General features: G+C 62.6%; 11 protein-coding genes. 6 read left to right on the forward strand and 5 right to left on the reverse strand.

Going from position 1 to position 15,774, the window contains the following annotated elements; genetic code table 11:
* Positions 1 to 132: 132 nt before the first annotated feature.
* Positions 133 to 1,002, reverse strand: a complete 870-nt coding sequence (locus tag FS777_RS06170; RefSeq protein ID WP_058639239.1) for a LysR family transcriptional regulator — start codon at positions 1,000 to 1,002, stop codon at positions 133 to 135.
* Between the two features lie 106 nt (positions 1,003 to 1,108).
* Here FS777_RS06170 and FS777_RS06175 point away from each other — a divergent pair, with 106 nt between their 5' ends.
* Positions 1,109 to 2,494, forward strand: coding sequence for an aldehyde dehydrogenase family protein (locus tag FS777_RS06175; protein ID WP_145254495.1), 1,386 nt, complete (start codon positions 1,109 to 1,111; stop codon positions 2,492 to 2,494).
* 292 nt (positions 2,495 to 2,786) lie between these two features.
* Here the strand turns inward: FS777_RS06175 and FS777_RS06180 are convergent, their stop codons facing one another.
* Both FS777_RS06180 and FS777_RS06185 read right to left on the reverse strand, forming a co-directional pair.
* On the reverse strand, positions 2,787 to 4,697 hold the full coding sequence (locus FS777_RS06180) for an AAA family ATPase (RefSeq protein ID WP_145254499.1): 1,911 nt from the start codon (positions 4,695 to 4,697) through the stop codon (positions 2,787 to 2,789).
* A gap of 101 nt (positions 4,698 to 4,798) precedes the next feature.
* A complete protein-coding gene (locus tag FS777_RS06185; protein WP_058639237.1) occupies positions 4,799 to 5,698 on the reverse strand; it encodes a helix-turn-helix domain-containing protein in 900 nt (299 codons plus the stop codon).
* A 161-nt stretch (positions 5,699 to 5,859) separates the two neighbouring features.
* On the opposite strand from FS777_RS06185, the gene FS777_RS06190 reads away from it, so the two are divergent.
* The 4 genes from FS777_RS06190 to FS777_RS06205 all read left to right on the forward strand — a co-directional run bounded on the left by FS777_RS06190 (position 5,860) and on the right by FS777_RS06205 (position 11,723).
* On the forward strand, positions 5,860 to 7,218 hold the full coding sequence (locus FS777_RS06190) for a glutamine synthetase family protein (RefSeq protein ID WP_058639236.1): 1,359 nt from the start codon (positions 5,860 to 5,862) through the stop codon (positions 7,216 to 7,218).
* Between the two features lie 67 nt (positions 7,219 to 7,285).
* On the forward strand, positions 7,286 to 8,374 hold the full coding sequence (locus tag FS777_RS06195) for a polyamine ABC transporter substrate-binding protein (protein ID WP_058639235.1): 1,089 nt from the start codon (positions 7,286 to 7,288) through the stop codon (positions 8,372 to 8,374).
* Positions 8,375 to 8,387: 13 nt separating this feature from the next.
* Positions 8,388 to 9,683 carry an FAD-binding oxidoreductase gene (locus tag FS777_RS06200; protein ID WP_145254502.1) on the forward strand — a complete coding sequence of 432 codons (1,296 nt, stop codon included), beginning with the start codon at positions 8,388 to 8,390 and terminating at the stop codon, positions 9,681 to 9,683.
* Between the two features lie 120 nt (positions 9,684 to 9,803).
* Positions 9,804 to 11,723, forward strand: coding sequence for an acyltransferase family protein (locus FS777_RS06205; protein ID WP_078478656.1), 1,920 nt, complete (start codon positions 9,804 to 9,806; stop codon positions 11,721 to 11,723).
* A 12-nt stretch (positions 11,724 to 11,735) separates the two neighbouring features.
* Here the strand turns inward: FS777_RS06205 and FS777_RS06210 are convergent, their stop codons facing one another.
* Positions 11,736 to 13,112, reverse strand: coding sequence for an L-serine ammonia-lyase (locus FS777_RS06210; RefSeq protein WP_078478657.1), 1,377 nt, complete (start codon positions 13,110 to 13,112; stop codon positions 11,736 to 11,738).
* 146 nt (positions 13,113 to 13,258) lie between these two features.
* On the opposite strand from FS777_RS06210, the gene FS777_RS06215 reads away from it, so the two are divergent.
* Positions 13,259 to 14,212 (forward strand): LysR substrate-binding domain-containing protein, encoded by a 954-nt coding sequence (locus tag FS777_RS06215; protein WP_058639231.1) that lies wholly within the window; start codon positions 13,259 to 13,261, stop codon positions 14,210 to 14,212.
* Between the two features lie 32 nt (positions 14,213 to 14,244).
* On the opposite strand, the gene FS777_RS06220 is transcribed toward FS777_RS06215, so the two are convergent.
* Complete coding sequence (locus tag FS777_RS06220) at positions 14,245 to 15,666, reverse strand: undecaprenyl-phosphate glucose phosphotransferase (RefSeq protein ID WP_078478658.1); 1,422 nt, start codon at positions 15,664 to 15,666, stop codon at positions 14,245 to 14,247.
* Positions 15,667 to 15,774: the final 108 nt, after the last annotated feature.

Genomic DNA, 15,774 nt, shown 5'->3' on the forward strand with positions numbered 1-15,774 from the left:
ACTTGGATTGGGCTGGATAGGCGCGCTAGACCGCTTTCCATATCCAAGGCCCTGGCATAGTGGTCCAACGCATCGAGCCGGCAACGGATGCCTAGACTGGTCGCTGTAAGAATCGTTCAAAATCATTTTGAATCAGGTAGATGAGATACTTTCTTCAAGTAGATTCACGAACGTTGACAAGCTGCGCGAGACCGTTCCACGGCGCCAGACCAGCCAGGTCTTGAGGTAACGGAAGTCTTCAGACATCGGCCAGGCACTGACCGTGCTGCACCCTGGCATGTTCTCCAGCATCGTGCGCGGCATCATGGCCAAGCCTGCACCGGCGCTGACGCACGCCAACATGCCATGGTAGGACTCCATTTCGTGGATCTTGCGTGGGACGGCCTGATCGTTGACGAACCAGTTCTCGAAATGGTGCCGGTACGAGCAGTTGGCGCGAAAGGCGTAGATGTTTTCGCCGTTCACGTCTTGCGCCCGGGTCACGGGCGCGTGGTTGAGGGGCGCGATGATCACCATCTCTTCTTCAAAGACCGGCATGCCCTCCAAGGTCGGGTGCAACACCGGCCCGTCGATGAACGCGGCCACCAGCCGACCCGACAGAACACCCTCGAGCATGGTGCCGGACGGTCCCGTGGACAGATCCAGGTCCACCTTGGGATAGCGCTGGTTGTAGGCTGCCAGCACGGCCGGGATCCGCACCGCCGCGGTGCTTTCCAGGGAGCCCAGTGCGAACGTGCCCTGCGGATCCTCCCCTGCCACCGTGCTGCGCGCCTCCTGGACCAAGTCGAGGATGCGCCGGGTGTACTCCAGAAAATTCCAGCCGGCCGGGGACAAGCGCAAGCGGCTTTTTTCGCGGATGAACAGGTCTACGCCCAAGTCCTCTTCCAATTGCTTGATGCGCGTGGTCAGGTTGGAGGGCACCCGGTGGATATGCTGCGCCGCTGCACTGATGCTGCCTTGCTCGGCGACTGCCTTGAACATCTCAAGTTGTATCAGGTCCACGGCTTTCTCCAAACGTGAATGAGTGGCTCATTATTATTCAGTTTTCATTAAAGCCCTAGCCCACTAGTCTGAGCCCACTGCATACCTACAGCGAGAGTGTCCCGCCATGAATGCGATCAGCAGCCAGACCCACGCCATCTCCCTTGACCCGTACACCGGCGAACAGATCGGCGCCTACCCGTTCGACACCGATGCCGCGCTCGAAGCTGCGCTAACGCGGGCCAAGCATGGCTACGGCCAGTGGAGCCGGCTGTCGGCCGATCAGCGCAGCGAACACCTCCTGGCGCTGGCCACTGCCCTGGAGACTCAGGCAGAGACGTTTGCCCAGATGATCAGCCGCGAAATCGGCAAACCCATCACCCAGGCCCGGGGTGAAGTCAGCAAGTGCGTGGGGCTATGCCGCTGGTACGCCGAGCACGGCCCCGCGATGCTCGCGCCTGAAACGACCCAGGTCGAAAAAGCCCGCATCGAATACCGCCCGTTGGGCCCGATCCTGGCCGTGATGCCTTGGAACTTCCCCGTCTGGCAGGTGCTGCGCGGCGCGGTACCGGCGATTCTGGCGGGTAACACCTACGTGCTCAAGCATGCCCCCAATGTGATGGGCAGCGCCTACCTGCTGGACAAGCTGTTCAAGGATGCGGGCGTCCCGCAGGGTGTGTTCGAGGTGCTCAACGTGACACCGGAAGGTGTGACTCGCGCCATCAACGACCCGCGCATTGCCGCGGTGACCTTGACCGGCAGCGTGCGCGCCGGCATGGCGATCGGCGCCCAGGCCGGTGCTGCGCTGAAGAAGTGCGTATTGGAACTGGGCGGCTCGGACCCATTTATCGTACTGGCCGATGCCGATCTGGATGCAGCCGTGCAGGCAGCAGTGATCGGGCGGTACCAGAACACCGGGCAGGTGTGCGCGGCCGCCAAGCGCTTTATCGTCGAGCAGAGCATCGCCGAGGCCTTCACACGCAAGTTCGTTGAGGCAACGCAGGCATTGCAGGTGGGCAACCCGCTTGAAGAGGCGACCTATATCGGCCCCATGGCCCGCTACGATTTGCGCGACGAGCTCGATGGCCAGGTGCAGGCCAGCCTTGCCGAGGGCGCTACGTTGTTGCTCGGCGGTCACAAGGTCGAGGGTGTGGCCAACGTTTACGCACCGACCGTGCTGGGGGATGTGACGCCGCAGATGACAGCCTTCAGGCAGGAACTGTTCGGCCCGGTTGCGGCGATCACCACCGCGCGGGATGCCGACCATGCCGTGGCGTTGGCCAACGACAGCGAGTTTGGCCTGGCCTCGACCATCTACACCGCCGACTATGCCTTGGCCGAGCGCATGACGTCGGCGCTGGAGACAGGTGCAGTGTTCATCAATGGCTACTGCGCCTCCGACCCCCGTGTCGCCTTCGGCGGGGTGAAGAAAAGCGGGTTCGGGCGTGAACTGTCGCATTTTGGCGTGCGTGAGTTCACCAATGTGCAGACGGTGTGGTTGGATCGCAACTGAGGCGCTGTCTGGCTTGGGTGCCGTGTTGTGACGGTGATGGGGGTTTAGCTTCGCGTTTTACACCGTCGGGGGCCGCTGCGCGGCCCCGGCGATCTAGAGTGCGAGCTGAATCCGGGGGCCTGCCGCGACCGGCCCGGCGACCCGGCAACTCGCAGATGAGGTGCAATTGTCACACAGGCTTTACGCGAGTATCACGGTTATGCGGTCCCCGTGGGAGATCGACAGCACTGGCTCTGAGCCTACTATGCAGATCGGGCCCAGCGCCCGACAACCCACTTACCCTCACCCACCATCACCCCCGCCCCTGATCCTTCACCCAATCGAGCATCCCACCTGGCACGATCAGCTCGTGCCGAGCCCTGGAACACGCCGTATACAACCCCGCCAGCAGCCGGGCGCGCTCGTTGCGGTTGCCTGTCACCTGTTGCGGCACCATCAGCTCTGGCGACACCATCACCCGCGCGAACTCCATGTTCCTCACATCCCTGACCCGCCCCAGGAACAGCTTGGGCGCTTTGTCCCAGCGGTAGCGGCTCTTGGCCTTGGCAAAATGCTGCGAGGTATATCCCTTGCCCAGCATCGAAGCCACCGCGATGAACGCCTTGTCGTCCCCTTTGTGCTCGGCCAGCGCCTGCCAGCTGGCGTACCGGAACAGCATCGGGTGCCGCGGCCGAGTACCGTGGCGGTACAGTTCGATGCAGTCTTCGACAAACAGCTCGAAGTCCTTGCGTGCCCCGTGCAGCATCACGAACGCAACGCCAAGATGCGTCAGGCGCTGGAACCAACCGAACAGGCCCCATTCGTCCTCGACGATCAAGGCCGTGGGCTGCTGGGGCACGGTCACGCTGTCGAAGAAACTGACGCGTGTGTAATGCTCGGCACTGCCGCTGAACGCGGCCTGGATGGCAGCCGGATGCGCTTGAATCAACGGGTTGAGCACATTGTCCATGGCCGGCCCGACCCGCAATGAATGGTCGATGTAGCGTTGACGAATGAACCCACCATGATGGGCGCTAAGGCCATTGAGGTTCTGCAACTCGTCACCCAGCGCAATCACCGATTGTGGGCTACGGTCGAGCACCTCGAGCATGGGCGCTGACAATTCGTGGGCTTCGTCCACGATGACGTGGGTATATCGCGCATCGATCAGGTAGCCGGTCAGGGCAAGCAATTTGACCCGGTGATAATCGCGCAGCGGCAACTGAATATCGCTGGCCGGGGGGCGGATCAGCGCCTGCCAGTAACGGCGCGCCGTTTCGAGCAGCACGTGCTGGTCCAGCGGCGTGATACCCGGTACGGACGACGGCAAATGGTGCAAGTCAATCTGCGCGTCGCCACTGTGGCAAAAGGCGCGCACCGCGCGTACGCAAACGCCCACCACGTCGACGGCGGCCAGCGGCCCGACGTCGGGCAAGCCGAGCCAGCGCACGATCTGCGCCTCCTGCGGTCGCCAGGACTGCCGGGTGCGGTACGGGTCACGCAATCGCCAGCCGGTGCGGGTCAGATCACGGTTCAAGAGCTCATCGGCCAGTTGCCCGAATGTCATGGCCGTGTAGGCCTTTGCATCCTTTACCCGCGCCTGCAGCGCCCGCAGCTGCCCCTCGGTCAGGGCCAGCAGCAAGGTGCGCTGCGGATCGAGCAACCTGGCGAACTGATGAATCAGAAAGGTCTTGCCGGTGCCTGCAAACCCCTGCACAGCCACCGATTCGTCCACCCCGCTGAGAAACTCACGCAACAGACGGTTTTGCTGATCACTGAGCCTAAGATCGCTGGCCAGCGACGGCAGGTGTACGGCATGCAGGGGCGTGACGCGCTGCCGGTACAGATCGGCGAACTGGTAGTTCCACTGCCCCTGATCGTCCAGCAACTCGTCCGGCGCATGAGCAACCTCAGGCGACAACAGCGCAACACCATTTTCGCCCAGCATGCCCAGGCCCATGGCGAACACTTCGCGGTCGAATTGCTGCTGCACCTGCGCCTGAAAACGCCCGGGCGCTGCCTGCTCGACCTGCTGGGCAATGCGCAGCACCTCGGCGAAGCGCCGCTCCTGGGCGTCGGCCGTGAGCGGCGTCCGTTGACTGGCCAGACGCTGGACAAACAGCACGGCAGCCGCTTGCAGCACACTGGCAGAGACAAGTGGATCGGCACAGGTGCCGGCGGCGAGGTTGTCGGCCTGGTCACTGGGCAAAGGCAGGTAGAACATCGGCACCTCAGGTGTTTATAAGGGCGGCACGATAGCAACTTTATCGCCCTGATGCAGGCACCAAACACCCGAGGACCGTCCTGCCGTAATGCGGGGGCTGCTCAACTCTTGGCGCGCCGCAGCGTGTCGCTGGGAAGTTCCTTGAACAAATGCCTGTAACTGTTTGAAAACCTTCCTAAATGCCAGAATGACCACCGCATCGCTACTTCGGCCACCGTGCCGCTGGCCCCATTGAGCAGATCCCGCCGGGCGCCGTTCAGGCGTCTTAGCCGCATCCAGTGCGCAGGGGTCATCCCTGTGAAGGCCTTGAATGCCTGTTGCAATTGGCGCAGCGAAACGCCTGCAACGCTGGCCAGCTCGACTAGGTTCAGGGTCTGCTCGGGGCAATCGGCGGCCCAGTCACTGACACGGCGCATGATGGCCCTTGCCTCCCCCCGCTGCCCCAATGCCACGCCCTGCAGGCGCTGGCAGGCGTTATCCAGAATGAACAGGCAATCCTGCAGCAGTTGCTCGGCCAGGGCTTGCCCCTGCACACAGCCCTGTGACTGCCCCAGGTGGGTGAGCGTGGCGCTGAGCCAACTGCTGAACAGCGCCGTTTGCCCGCTGCCCAGCGGCACCATGAACAGGCCATCAAGGCGTTCGAGGTTAAGCCCATGGCTGAGCAGGAAGGCCTGCTCGAACACCACGGCCACTTCCTGGTAGTGCTCGGGGGTGATCCAGATGTTGCGGGTATGCTCATTGAGCAGGTACAGGTTGTTCTCGCTTCGGTCGAAGCAGAAGGTCAGCGAGCCCGAAGGCGGTCGAAAGAATTGTTCCACCCGGGTGTTGAGCCGCTCTTCGTACACCTGCAGCCCGTCCAGTCCCAGACAGCGCAGCTCGCCGCTGAAATGACCCGGCGACATTTGCCGGTAGTGCTGCTGCCACCCAGGTGTGACGCGGATCTGCTCGGTAACATCGTGAGTGTGGTAAGCCTGGACCTGCAAGGCATCTGCGGTATTCACGCGACATCCTTTGTGCACTCTTATGGTGCATTCGACAGCGTAGAAAGTGGATAGATCGTAGCCGGGACTGCGACCAAGATAGTCGCCAGCGCGTCGACTGGGAAGCCAATGCCTGTTCACCTGTGATGCCGCGCACTCACCGATAACCTCAAGAGGTCCGTATGAACGCCCCCTTCGATCAGCTGTCCGCCTGGCTGAAAGAGCACCGCATCACCGAGGTCGAATGCGTCATCAGCGACTTGACCGGCATCGCCCGCGGCAAGATCGCCCCTACCGCCAAGTTCCTGCACGAACGGGGCATGCGCCTGCCCGAGAGCGTACTGTTGCAGACCGTCACCGGCGACTATGTCGACGATGACATCTATTACAGCCTGCTCGATGCGGCCGACATCGACATGATCTGCCGGCCTGACCCCAGTGCGGTGTACCAAATTCCCTGGGCCATCGAGCCGACCGCCATCGTGATCCATGACACTTTCGACAAACAGGGCAACCCGATCGAGCTGTCACCTAGAAACGTTCTCAAGAAAGTGCTGCAACTGTATGCCGATAAAGGCTGGCAACCCATCGTAGCCCCTGAGATGGAGTTCTACCTCACCCAGCGCTGCGAAGACCCGGACCTGCCATTGCAGGTGCCGCTGGGCCGCTCCGGGCGTGCCGAGAGTGGGCGCCAGTCGTTCTCCATTGACGCGGCCAACGAGTTCGACCCCTTGTTCGAGGACGTCTACGACTGGTGCGAACTGCAGGGGCTGGACCTGGACACCCTGATCCATGAAGACGGCCCGGCGCAGATGGAGATCAATTTCCGCCACGGTGACGCGCTTGACCTGGCCGACCAGATCACGGTGTTCAAGCGCACCATGCGCGAAGCGGCCCTCAAGCACAACGTGGCGGCCACGTTCATGGCCAAGCCCATCACCGATGAACCCGGCAGTGCCATGCACCTGCACCAAAGCGTGCTCGACGTGGCCACCGGCAAGCCGGTGTTCGCCAACGATGACGGGACCATGAGCCAGTTGTTCCTGCACCACATCGGCGGTCTGCAACGGTACATACCCAAGTTGCTGCCGATGTTCGCCCCCAACGTCAACTCGTTCCGCCGGTTCTTGCCGGACACCTCCGCCCCGGTCAACGTCGAGTGGGGCGAAGAGAACCGCACCGCGGGCCTGCGCGTTCCCACGTCCACGCCCGAGTCGATGCGCGTGGAAAACCGCTTGCCGGGCGCAGATGCCAACCCTTACCTGGCCATCGCCGCCAGCCTGCTGTGCGGCTATCTGGGCATGGTCGAGCAGATCGACCCCAGCGCGCCGGTCCAGGGCCGGGCTTACGAACGGCGCAACCTGCGCTTGCCGATCACCATCGAGGATGCGCTGCAGCACATGGAAGACTGCCAGACCGTGCAACAGTACCTGGGCAAGTCATTCGTGCAGGGCTACGTGGCGGTCAAGCGGGCCGAGCATGAGAACTACAAACGCGTCATCAGCTCATGGGAGCGCGAGTTCCTGATGCTGAGCGTCTGATCCTGCAGGGGCCGCAACGCGGCCCCTTAGCACCGTACACCCACAACAATGCCAACGAGGTGTCGTCATGCATTACCTGAAAGCCCTGATCCCTTCTGCATTCACCCTATTGTTCGCGGCCACCAGCCAGGCAGCGCCGACGGTCAGCGTGTACAACTGGACCGACTATATCGGTGACACGACGCTGGCGGACTTTCAGGCCAGCACCGGTATCAAGGTGGTGTACGACGTGTTCGACTCCAATGAGACCCTCGAAGGCAAGCTGCTGGCAGGTCGCACCGGCTATGACGTGGTGGTGCCGTCCAACCACTTCCTGGCACGCCAGGCTCAGGCCGGCGCCTTCCTGCCGCTCGATCGCAGCAAGCTGACCAACTGGCAGCACCTGGACCCCAAGCTGCTCAAGCTGCTGGAGCAGAACGATCCCGGTAACCGCTATGCAGTGCCCTACCTATGGGGGACCAACGGCATCGGCTACAACGTGGACAAGGTCAAGGCAGCCTTGGGCATCGATCGGGTGGACTCCTGGGCGGTGCTGTTCGAGCCCGAAAACCTCAAGAAACTCAAGCAGTGCGGCGTGGCCTTCATGGACTCGCCCGATGAGCTGTTCCCGGCCATGCTCAACTACCTGGGCATGGACCCGCGTAGCGAGAACGCAGCGGACTATCCCAAGGCCGAGGCGCGCCTGCTGGCCCTGCGGCCCTATATCACCTACTTCCATTCCTCCAAGTACGTCTCGGACCTGGCCAACGGCAACATCTGCATCGCCTTTGGCTATTCGGGCGATGTGTTCCAGGCTGCCAACCGCGCGGCAGAGGCCAACAATGGTGTGAAGATCGCCTACAGCATTCCCAAGGAGGGCAGCAACCTGTGGTTCGACCTGCTGGCCATCCCCAAGGATGCCAACAACCCCGAGCAGGCCCTGGCCTTCATCAACTACCTGCTCGACCCACAGGTGATCGCCAAGGTCAGTGCGACGGTCGGTTATGCCAATGCCAACCCCGATGCCAAGGCATTCATGGACCCGGCGTTGGTGAACAACCCCGAGGTCTACCCACCCCAGCAGGTGCTGGACAAGTTGTACATCTCCACGACACAAAGCCCGAAGATCATGCGCCTGATGACGCGCGCCTGGACCAAGATCAAGTCCAATCGCTGAGTGAGCCTTACCCATGCCTTTATCTGCCGAACATGCCGCGTCCTACTATGCGGCCACTGCCCGTGATACAACCCGCTATCCGTACCTCGACGGCGAAGTCGATGCCGATGTGTGCGTCGTCGGCGGCGGCCTGACAGGGGTCAACACCGCATTGGAACTCGCCGAGCGCAGCCTGTCGGTGGTGCTGCTCGAAGGCCGGCGCGTGGGTTGGGGTGCCAGCGGGCGCAATGGCGGCCAGCTGATCCGTGGCATCGGCCATGATGTCAACGGCTTCGCTCGGTACGTGGGCGAGGACGGCGTGAGGTATCTGAAGCAGGCAGGCATCGACTCGGTGACCTTGGTGGCTGAGCGCATCGCCCGCCACGGCATAGCATGCGACCTGCGCTGGGGCTTCTGCGAGCTGGCCAATACCCCCGCCCAGTTCGCTGCCTTTGCCGCCGAGCAGCAGGAGCTGGCGGCCTTGGGCTACCAGCCTCACACCTACCGGGTGCCGGCAGAGCGCCTGCGCGAAGTGGTTGGCAGCGACCGTTATGCAGGCGGCATGGTGGACATGGGCTCAGGGCACCTGCACCCATTGGATCTGGTGCAGGGCGAAGCCCGAGCGGCGCAGTCCCTGGGGGTGCAGATCTTTGAACAGAGCCCGGTCATGCGCATCGACCATGGCTCCACCGTAACGGTGCACACCGCGCACGGCAAGGTACGCGCTGCCAGCCTGGTACTGGGTTGCAATGCCCACCTTGAGGGCCTGGAGCCCAGGCTCAGCGGCAAGGTGCTGCCAGCGGGTAGCTACGTGGTCGTGACCGAGCCACTGGAGGAAACGGTCGCAATGTCACTCATTCCCCAAGACATGGCCTTGTGTGATCAGAAGGTGGGGCTGGACTACTATCGCCTGACCGCCGACCGGCGCTTGCTGTTCGGCGGTGCCTGCCACTACTCCGGGCGCGATCCCCGCGATATCGCCGCGTACATGCGGCCCAAGGTGCACCGGGTGTTCCCGCAGTTGGGCGAAGTGCGCATCGACTATCAATGGGGCGGCCTGATCGGCATCACGGCCAACCGCTTCCCACAGGTCGGGCGACTGCGTGATCATCCCAACGTCTACTATGCCCAGGGTTATTCGGGCCATGGGCTGAACGTCACACACTGGACGGCCAGGCTGCTTGCCCAGAGCATCGCGCTGGGGCAAAGCAAGGGGCTGGATGTGTTCAGCGCCGTGCCCCACCTCACGTTCCCCGGCGGCAGAGCGCTGCGCTCGCCCCTGCTGGCCCTTGGCATGTTGTGGTACCGGCTGCGCGAGGCCCTGGGGTGAAGACGTTCAGGTACAGGCCATGGGCCATGTGGTAGTCTGCGCCCCTCGAAATGCATGGTCGCGCCGACCATGCCAAAAGGAAGCGGGCCACCCGGCCCAGGCCAGATCAGGACCCCTCCCATGCTGTTTCACAAGAACATCAACGCCCTGCGGGCGTTGGCCGTCATATCGGTCGTGCTGTACCACTTCAAGATCCCGGGGTTCTCGGCCGGGTTTCTCGGCGTGGATGTGTTCTTCGTGATTTCGGGCTACCTGATGACCCGGATCATCGTGAGCGGCCTGGACAAGCAGCAGTTCTCGCTAATCGGTTTCTACGCGGCCAGGGCCAGGCGAATCATTCCGGCCCTGCTGGGGTTGTGCATCGCCCTGGCCGTGTTCGGGTATTTCTTTCTGGCAACGGACGACTACCGGGAGTTGCTGCGCACCAGCAAGGAAAGCCTGCTGTTCACGTCCAACCATTATTTCGCCCGTGACGGCAGTTATTTCGATGCACCGCTTCAGGAAAACTGGCTGCTGCACACCTGGTCGCTGTCGGTGGAGTGGCAGTTCTACTTGATCTATCCCGTGATCGTGATGGGCCTGCACAACGTGTGCGCACCGCCTACCTTCAAGCGGCTTGTGTTGGCGCTTGGTGCCGCCTCGCTGGTGTTCTCGGCGCTCTACAGCCCAGGCCATCCGGTCGCATCGTTCTTCCTGCTGCCTACCCGAGCCTGGGAAATGCTCGCCGGTGCTCTGGTGTTCCTGTATCCGCTCGCGCTTTCGCCCAGGGCGGCGGCACTGTGCGAAGCCCTGGGCCTTGCACTGATTGCAGGCGCCCTGGCACTGCTGCCCCACGACGCTACCTGGCCGGGTTACCTGGCCCTGATACCGGTGATCGGCACCCTGCTGGTGATCCACGCCAATGCCAACAGCCTGTTCGCACGCAACCGGGCACTGGCATTTCTGGGCAAGACGTCTTATTCGATCTACCTCTGGCATTGGCCATTGGTGGTGTTGCTCTATACCTGCGGGCTGCTGCAAGACTGGCGCGCGGTGACCTGTGCGGTGCTGTTGTCGGTTGCGCTGGGCGCGGCGTCCTATGGGTTGATCGAAAGCAGGACACGCGCCCTCAAGCGCCCGGTACTGGGCCTTGCCCGTTACGCAGGCATGGGCCTGGTGTGGGTGGCGGCGGCAGGGGCCGTGGCCTCGGCAATCAAGCACAACCCGCAACTGCGCTGGGCCCACGATGACGGCAAGCCGGAGTACGACAGCAAGCTGTACGCACAGCACTGCGACACCAACCCGTACGGGGCCGCACAGTGCGTATTGGGCACCGGCGATATCTCGGCCCTTCTGCTGGGCGACAGCCATGCCCAATCCACCGCCGCGGCCTTGATGCTGGAAAACCCCGGCGCGGCGATGGGCTGGGCACGGGCCGGCTGCCCTACCCTGATCGACTTCGAAATGGGCGACAAGGACGTCGAGCAGCACTGCAAAGCCTTCAACGCCGACAAGTTCGCCCAACTGGCCACGGACTACCCTGGCGTACCCTTGTTCCTGTTCAGCCGCGCAGCGCTGTATACCGACCAGCGCCGGCACAGTGGCTATAGCGTCTACTTCAACGGCGACAAGCACCAAAGCGGCCCGCAATTCGAGCAGCAGTTCATCCAGACCTACACCCAAACGGTGTGCATGCTGGCACAAAATCGCCCGGTGTACATCGTCAAGCCGGTGCCGGAAATGCCGTTCAGTGTCTACAAGGGCCTGACCCTGCAGCACCGGCTTCTAGGCATGAACAGCGACATCGTCACGCCTGTGAGCGATTACCAGGCGCGCAACCGCCTGGCCCTGGAAGCCATCGAGACGGCGGCCGAACGCTGCCACGCAGGTATCGTTGACCCGGTGCCCTACCTCTGCCCGGACGGCAAGTGCATGGGTTCAAAGGACGGCAGGCCGCTGTATTTCGATGACAACCACTTGATTGACGCGGGCAACGAACAACTCAAGGGCCTGTTCAAACAGGCCATGCACAGCAGCCCGGGTTCGACTGCCCTGCGCTGAAGCGCAGGGTGCTCAACACTCCACGAACGCAACGGCCAGGCCGCCGCGAGAAGTTTCCTTGTAGTTGGCGTGCATGTCCGCACCGGTGTCGCGCATGGTGCGGATGACGCGGTCCAGGGAAATGAAGTGTTCCCCGTCACCGCGCAGCGCCATCTGCACAGCGTTGATCGCCTTGACCGCGGCGATGGCATTGCGCTCGATGCAGGGCACCTGAACGAGGCCGCCGACCGGGTCACAGGTCAGGCCCAGGTTGTGCTCCAACGCAATTTCAGCGGCATTTTCCAGCTGCGGGGGCGTAGCGCCCAGCAGCTGCGCCAGGCCTGCGGCTGCCATCGAGCACGCTGAGCCCACCTCGCCCTGGCAGCCCACCTCGGCACCGGAAATTGACGCATTCTTCTTGCACAAGATGCCCACGGCCGCAGCCGCCAGGAGGAAATCCACCACGTCGTCATCGCAGGCGCCGGGGTTGAATTTCATGAAGTAGTGCAACACGGCCGGGATGATGCCGGCCGCGCCATTGGTGGGTGCGGTGACCATGCGCCCACCGGCGGCATTCTCTTCATTGACGGCCAAGGCGAACAGGTTGACCCACTCCATGGCGCTCAAGGTAGAGCCGATGACGTTGGGCTTGCCCAGCTCCTGCAAGCTGCGGTGCAGCTTGGCCGCCCGGCGCTTGACCTGCAAGCCGCCCGGCAATACGCCCTCGTTGCGCAGCCCATTGTCGACGCACTCGCGCATGGCCGCCCAGATGCGCAACAGCCCGTCGCGCACCTGCGCCTGGGGCCGCCACGCGCATTCGTTAGCCATCATCAACTGCGCAACGCTCAGGCCATGCTGGCTACACAGCGCCAGCAGCTCGGCTGCGCTGTCGAACTCGTAAGGCAGCGTGACGGTTGGCGACAGACCCACCGGCGCGGTCAGCTCGGCCTCCTCGACAATGAACCCGCCGCCTACCGAATAGTAGGTCTGGTGCAGCAGGCTGGCATGCTGGTCGAACGCCTCCAGGCGCATGGCGTTGGGGTGATAGGGCAGGTTTTCATCGAGCAGCAGCAGGTCGCGGGCGTAGTCGAACGCCACAGGATGGCTGCCGTCGAGCATCAGGCAATGCTCTTGCAACACTTGGCCGATGCGCGCATCGATGCTGGCAGGGTCGATGCGGTCTGGCCATTGTCCCATCAGGCCCAGCAGGCAGGCTCGATCAGTGGCATGGCCCACGCCAGTGGCCGACAGCGAACCATACAGGCGTACTTCGACACGCTGGGTGCTGTTGAGCAAGCCTTGCTCGCGCAGCGCTTGGGCAAACGTGGCGGCGGCGCGCATGGGGCCGACCGTATGCGAACTGGATGGGCCGATACCGATTTTGAAAAGGTCGAAAACACTGATAGCCATGCTAATACCTGACGGGCGGTTGCTGCTGCCAAAACGCCCAACACTTGAAAACCTCAGGCGCACAGGCCCGTTTCGCGAGATACTGCGCCCCTGTGCTACAAATGACTAACGAAACTTCCTAAGCCAGCCTTTAGCAGGACTAAACCATGAGACGCCAACTGACAGGGCAATCCTTCGTCTGGCTGCACGTGTTCGCCTGTGCCGCCCGTCACCTGTCGTTCACCCGCTGCGCCGAAGAGCTGCATATCACCCCCGGGGCCGTAAGCCAGCAGATGCGCCAACTGGAGGAGCGCCTGGGTTATCGGCTGTTCCTGCGCCGCGCCCGTGGCGTGGAACTGAGCGCCGAAGGCCAGCGCCTGGCTCAGACGGTGGCGGACGCCTATGGCAGCATCGAGGCAGAACTGGTGCGCCTGGATGCAGGTGAAATACGCGGCACCGTACGGGTGCGCTCGATCCCCTCGTTCCTGGCCAAGTGGCTGACCCCGCGGCTGTCACGTTTCCAGCAACGCTACCCAGACATCGAGCTGCGGCTGGTGGCCGAGGACAGCGCACAGGCCCTGACGCCTGGGGATTTTGACCTGGCGATCGACCTCAATGACGGCAGCTACCCCGGCATGCTGTCGACGCCGCTTCTGGCCGAGCAGATCTTCCCGGTCTGCTCCCCAGCCCTGCTGCGTGGGCGTCCCCCGCTGCACGGGCCAGCGGACTTGGTGCACTACCCGTTGCTGCACGACATCACGGCCTGGCGAGGCAGCTCGGAATATGCCGAATGGGAGTTCTACCTGGAAGGCATCGGTGCGCCTGCGCAAGCCGTACGGCGTGGCCACACCTTCAACCGCAACCACCTGACCATCGAGGCGGCCATTGCGGGCCTTGGCGTGGCCATTGCCCGGCGTACCCTGCTCAACGACGAACTGGAGCGTGGCGCGCTGATCGTGCCATTCGGGGTCGCCATCCCCAACCACAAGCGCTACGTGGTGCACTACCCGCCTGGCGGGTTGAACCAGCCCGGCGCACGTGCGGTACACGACTGGCTGGTGGCAGAAGCGCAGGCGTTTCGAGAATTGCATCCCCTGACTGGCGCACCGCAAGATCTGTAGCGCAAAACACCCAGCCTGTCTGGCTTGGGTCGCTAGTACGCCTGCTTGCCGGTGAAGGCGTTTAGGGTGCGCACCAGGATCACGAAATCCAGCCACAGGGACCAGTTGTTGATGTACTCGATGTCCGAATCGACACGCTGGATCATCTGCTCGATGTCCTTAGTTTCACCCCTGAAGCCCCGCACCTGGGCAAGGCCGGTCATGCCTGGCTTGATGTTGTGGCGCGCGAAATAGTCGACGATGTCCTGGGAGTACAAGGTGTCATGCTGCAATGCATGGGGCCTGGGGCCAACCAATGACATCTCGCCCGTTAGTACATTGAACAACTGCGGCAGCTCATCGAGGCTGGTGCGCCGGATGAAGGCGCCGACCCGGGTCAGGCGCGGGTCGTTTTTCTGTGCCTGCTTGATCTGCCCGGCTTCGGGCTGGTGAACATGCATACTGCGAAATTTCCAGATCCGAAACGATTCCCCGGTCCAGCCCGTGCGTTCCTGGCGAAAGAACACCGGGCCTGGGCTGTCGAGCTTGATCGCCAGGGCCACAGCCAGCAACACCGGCGATGCACACAGCAGAATCAGTGCCGCCAGGACACGATCCTCGAGGTTCTTCAGGAACAGGCTCATGCCGGTCAACGGGGTTTCAGACAGGGTCAGGACAGGAATACCGGCGATTTCGCGCACGCTATGGTTGATCAGGCGTAGGGAAAAAATGTCGGGCACCCAGTTCACTGCGATGCACTTGTCGAGCAGTTTGAAATAGACGTCGCTGATGACTTGCGAGCCTCCCAGTGGCGTCACCAGGTAGACCGTGCGGATGCCATGCTGGGCGACGATGCCGTCCAAATCGCTGATATGCCCCAGCACCGGCAGGCGCTGCTTGCCGTGCTCGACGTCGTCGCCGAGCGGCGCGGCTTCTGCGGTCAACACGCAGCCTACCACCCGTTCCCCGAACCAGGGGTTGCTGCTGATTTTCTGATAGAGGAAATTAGCCAGGTCACCGTCGCCGATGATCAGGGCGTTCTCAAGGCGAGCGTGGGCGGTAAAGCGTTTTTGCAGTTCACGCACGGCAACATGCAGAAACAGCTGGGCGATGTAGCCGATAACGAACAATTCCACCACCAACAGCCGTGAATAGGTTTCGCTCTGCTTGGTCAGAAAGGCCATGACCACCAGAAAGCAGAACGTTGCCGACCATGCCTTGAACAGCCGGAACGCCTTGATCGACAGCCCGACGTTGGTGCGATAGATGGCGTAGTGATCGTAGATGACCGCCAGTGCCCCGATCAGCAACAGCAACATGATGACGTAGTCGGACGTGATGTAGCCGAACTGGTCGTAGATCAGGTACCAGGCAATGCCGGTCACCGCCACGCCATCCAGACCGGCTTGCACGGCGTTGCTGACGCTGCTTCTGCGCTGAAGCAAAGACCGGCTGCTTCGGGGTTCGAACACCATTTCAGACCTCATCGATGGGTACATGGCCAGGGCCTGTAATCGCCCTTTGATACTGAAGGACAGCGTTGGCGAAACCGGTACAGCAGCAGGCGCGCGCGGGTGTCTGTA

The organism is Pseudomonas sp. DE0157, from assembly GCF_007678615.1.
GTDB lineage: Bacteria > Pseudomonadota > Gammaproteobacteria > Pseudomonadales > Pseudomonadaceae > Aquipseudomonas > Aquipseudomonas parafulva_B.

Excerpts from the sequence above, each read along its gene's own strand:
- FS777_RS06175 (WP_145254495.1), top strand. The coding sequence starts at position 1,109 with ATGAATGCGATCAGCAGCCAGACCCACGCCATCTCCCTTGACCCGTAC.
- FS777_RS06180 (WP_145254499.1), bottom strand. The coding sequence starts at position 4,697 with ATGTTCTACCTGCCTTTGCCCAGTGACCAGGCCGACAACCTCGCCGCC.
- FS777_RS06190 (WP_058639236.1), top strand. The coding sequence starts at position 5,860 with ATGAACGCCCCCTTCGATCAGCTGTCCGCCTGGCTGAAAGAGCACCGC.
- FS777_RS06195 (WP_058639235.1), top strand. The coding sequence starts at position 7,286 with ATGCATTACCTGAAAGCCCTGATCCCTTCTGCATTCACCCTATTGTTC.
- FS777_RS06200 (WP_145254502.1), top strand. The coding sequence starts at position 8,388 with ATGCCTTTATCTGCCGAACATGCCGCGTCCTACTATGCGGCCACTGCC.
- FS777_RS06205 (WP_078478656.1), top strand. The coding sequence starts at position 9,804 with ATGCTGTTTCACAAGAACATCAACGCCCTGCGGGCGTTGGCCGTCATA.
- FS777_RS06210 (WP_078478657.1), bottom strand. The coding sequence starts at position 13,112 with ATGGCTATCAGTGTTTTCGACCTTTTCAAAATCGGTATCGGCCCATCC.
- FS777_RS06215 (WP_058639231.1), top strand. The coding sequence starts at position 13,259 with ATGAGACGCCAACTGACAGGGCAATCCTTCGTCTGGCTGCACGTGTTC.
- FS777_RS06220 (WP_078478658.1), bottom strand. The coding sequence starts at position 15,666 with ATGGTGTTCGAACCCCGAAGCAGCCGGTCTTTGCTTCAGCGCAGAAGC.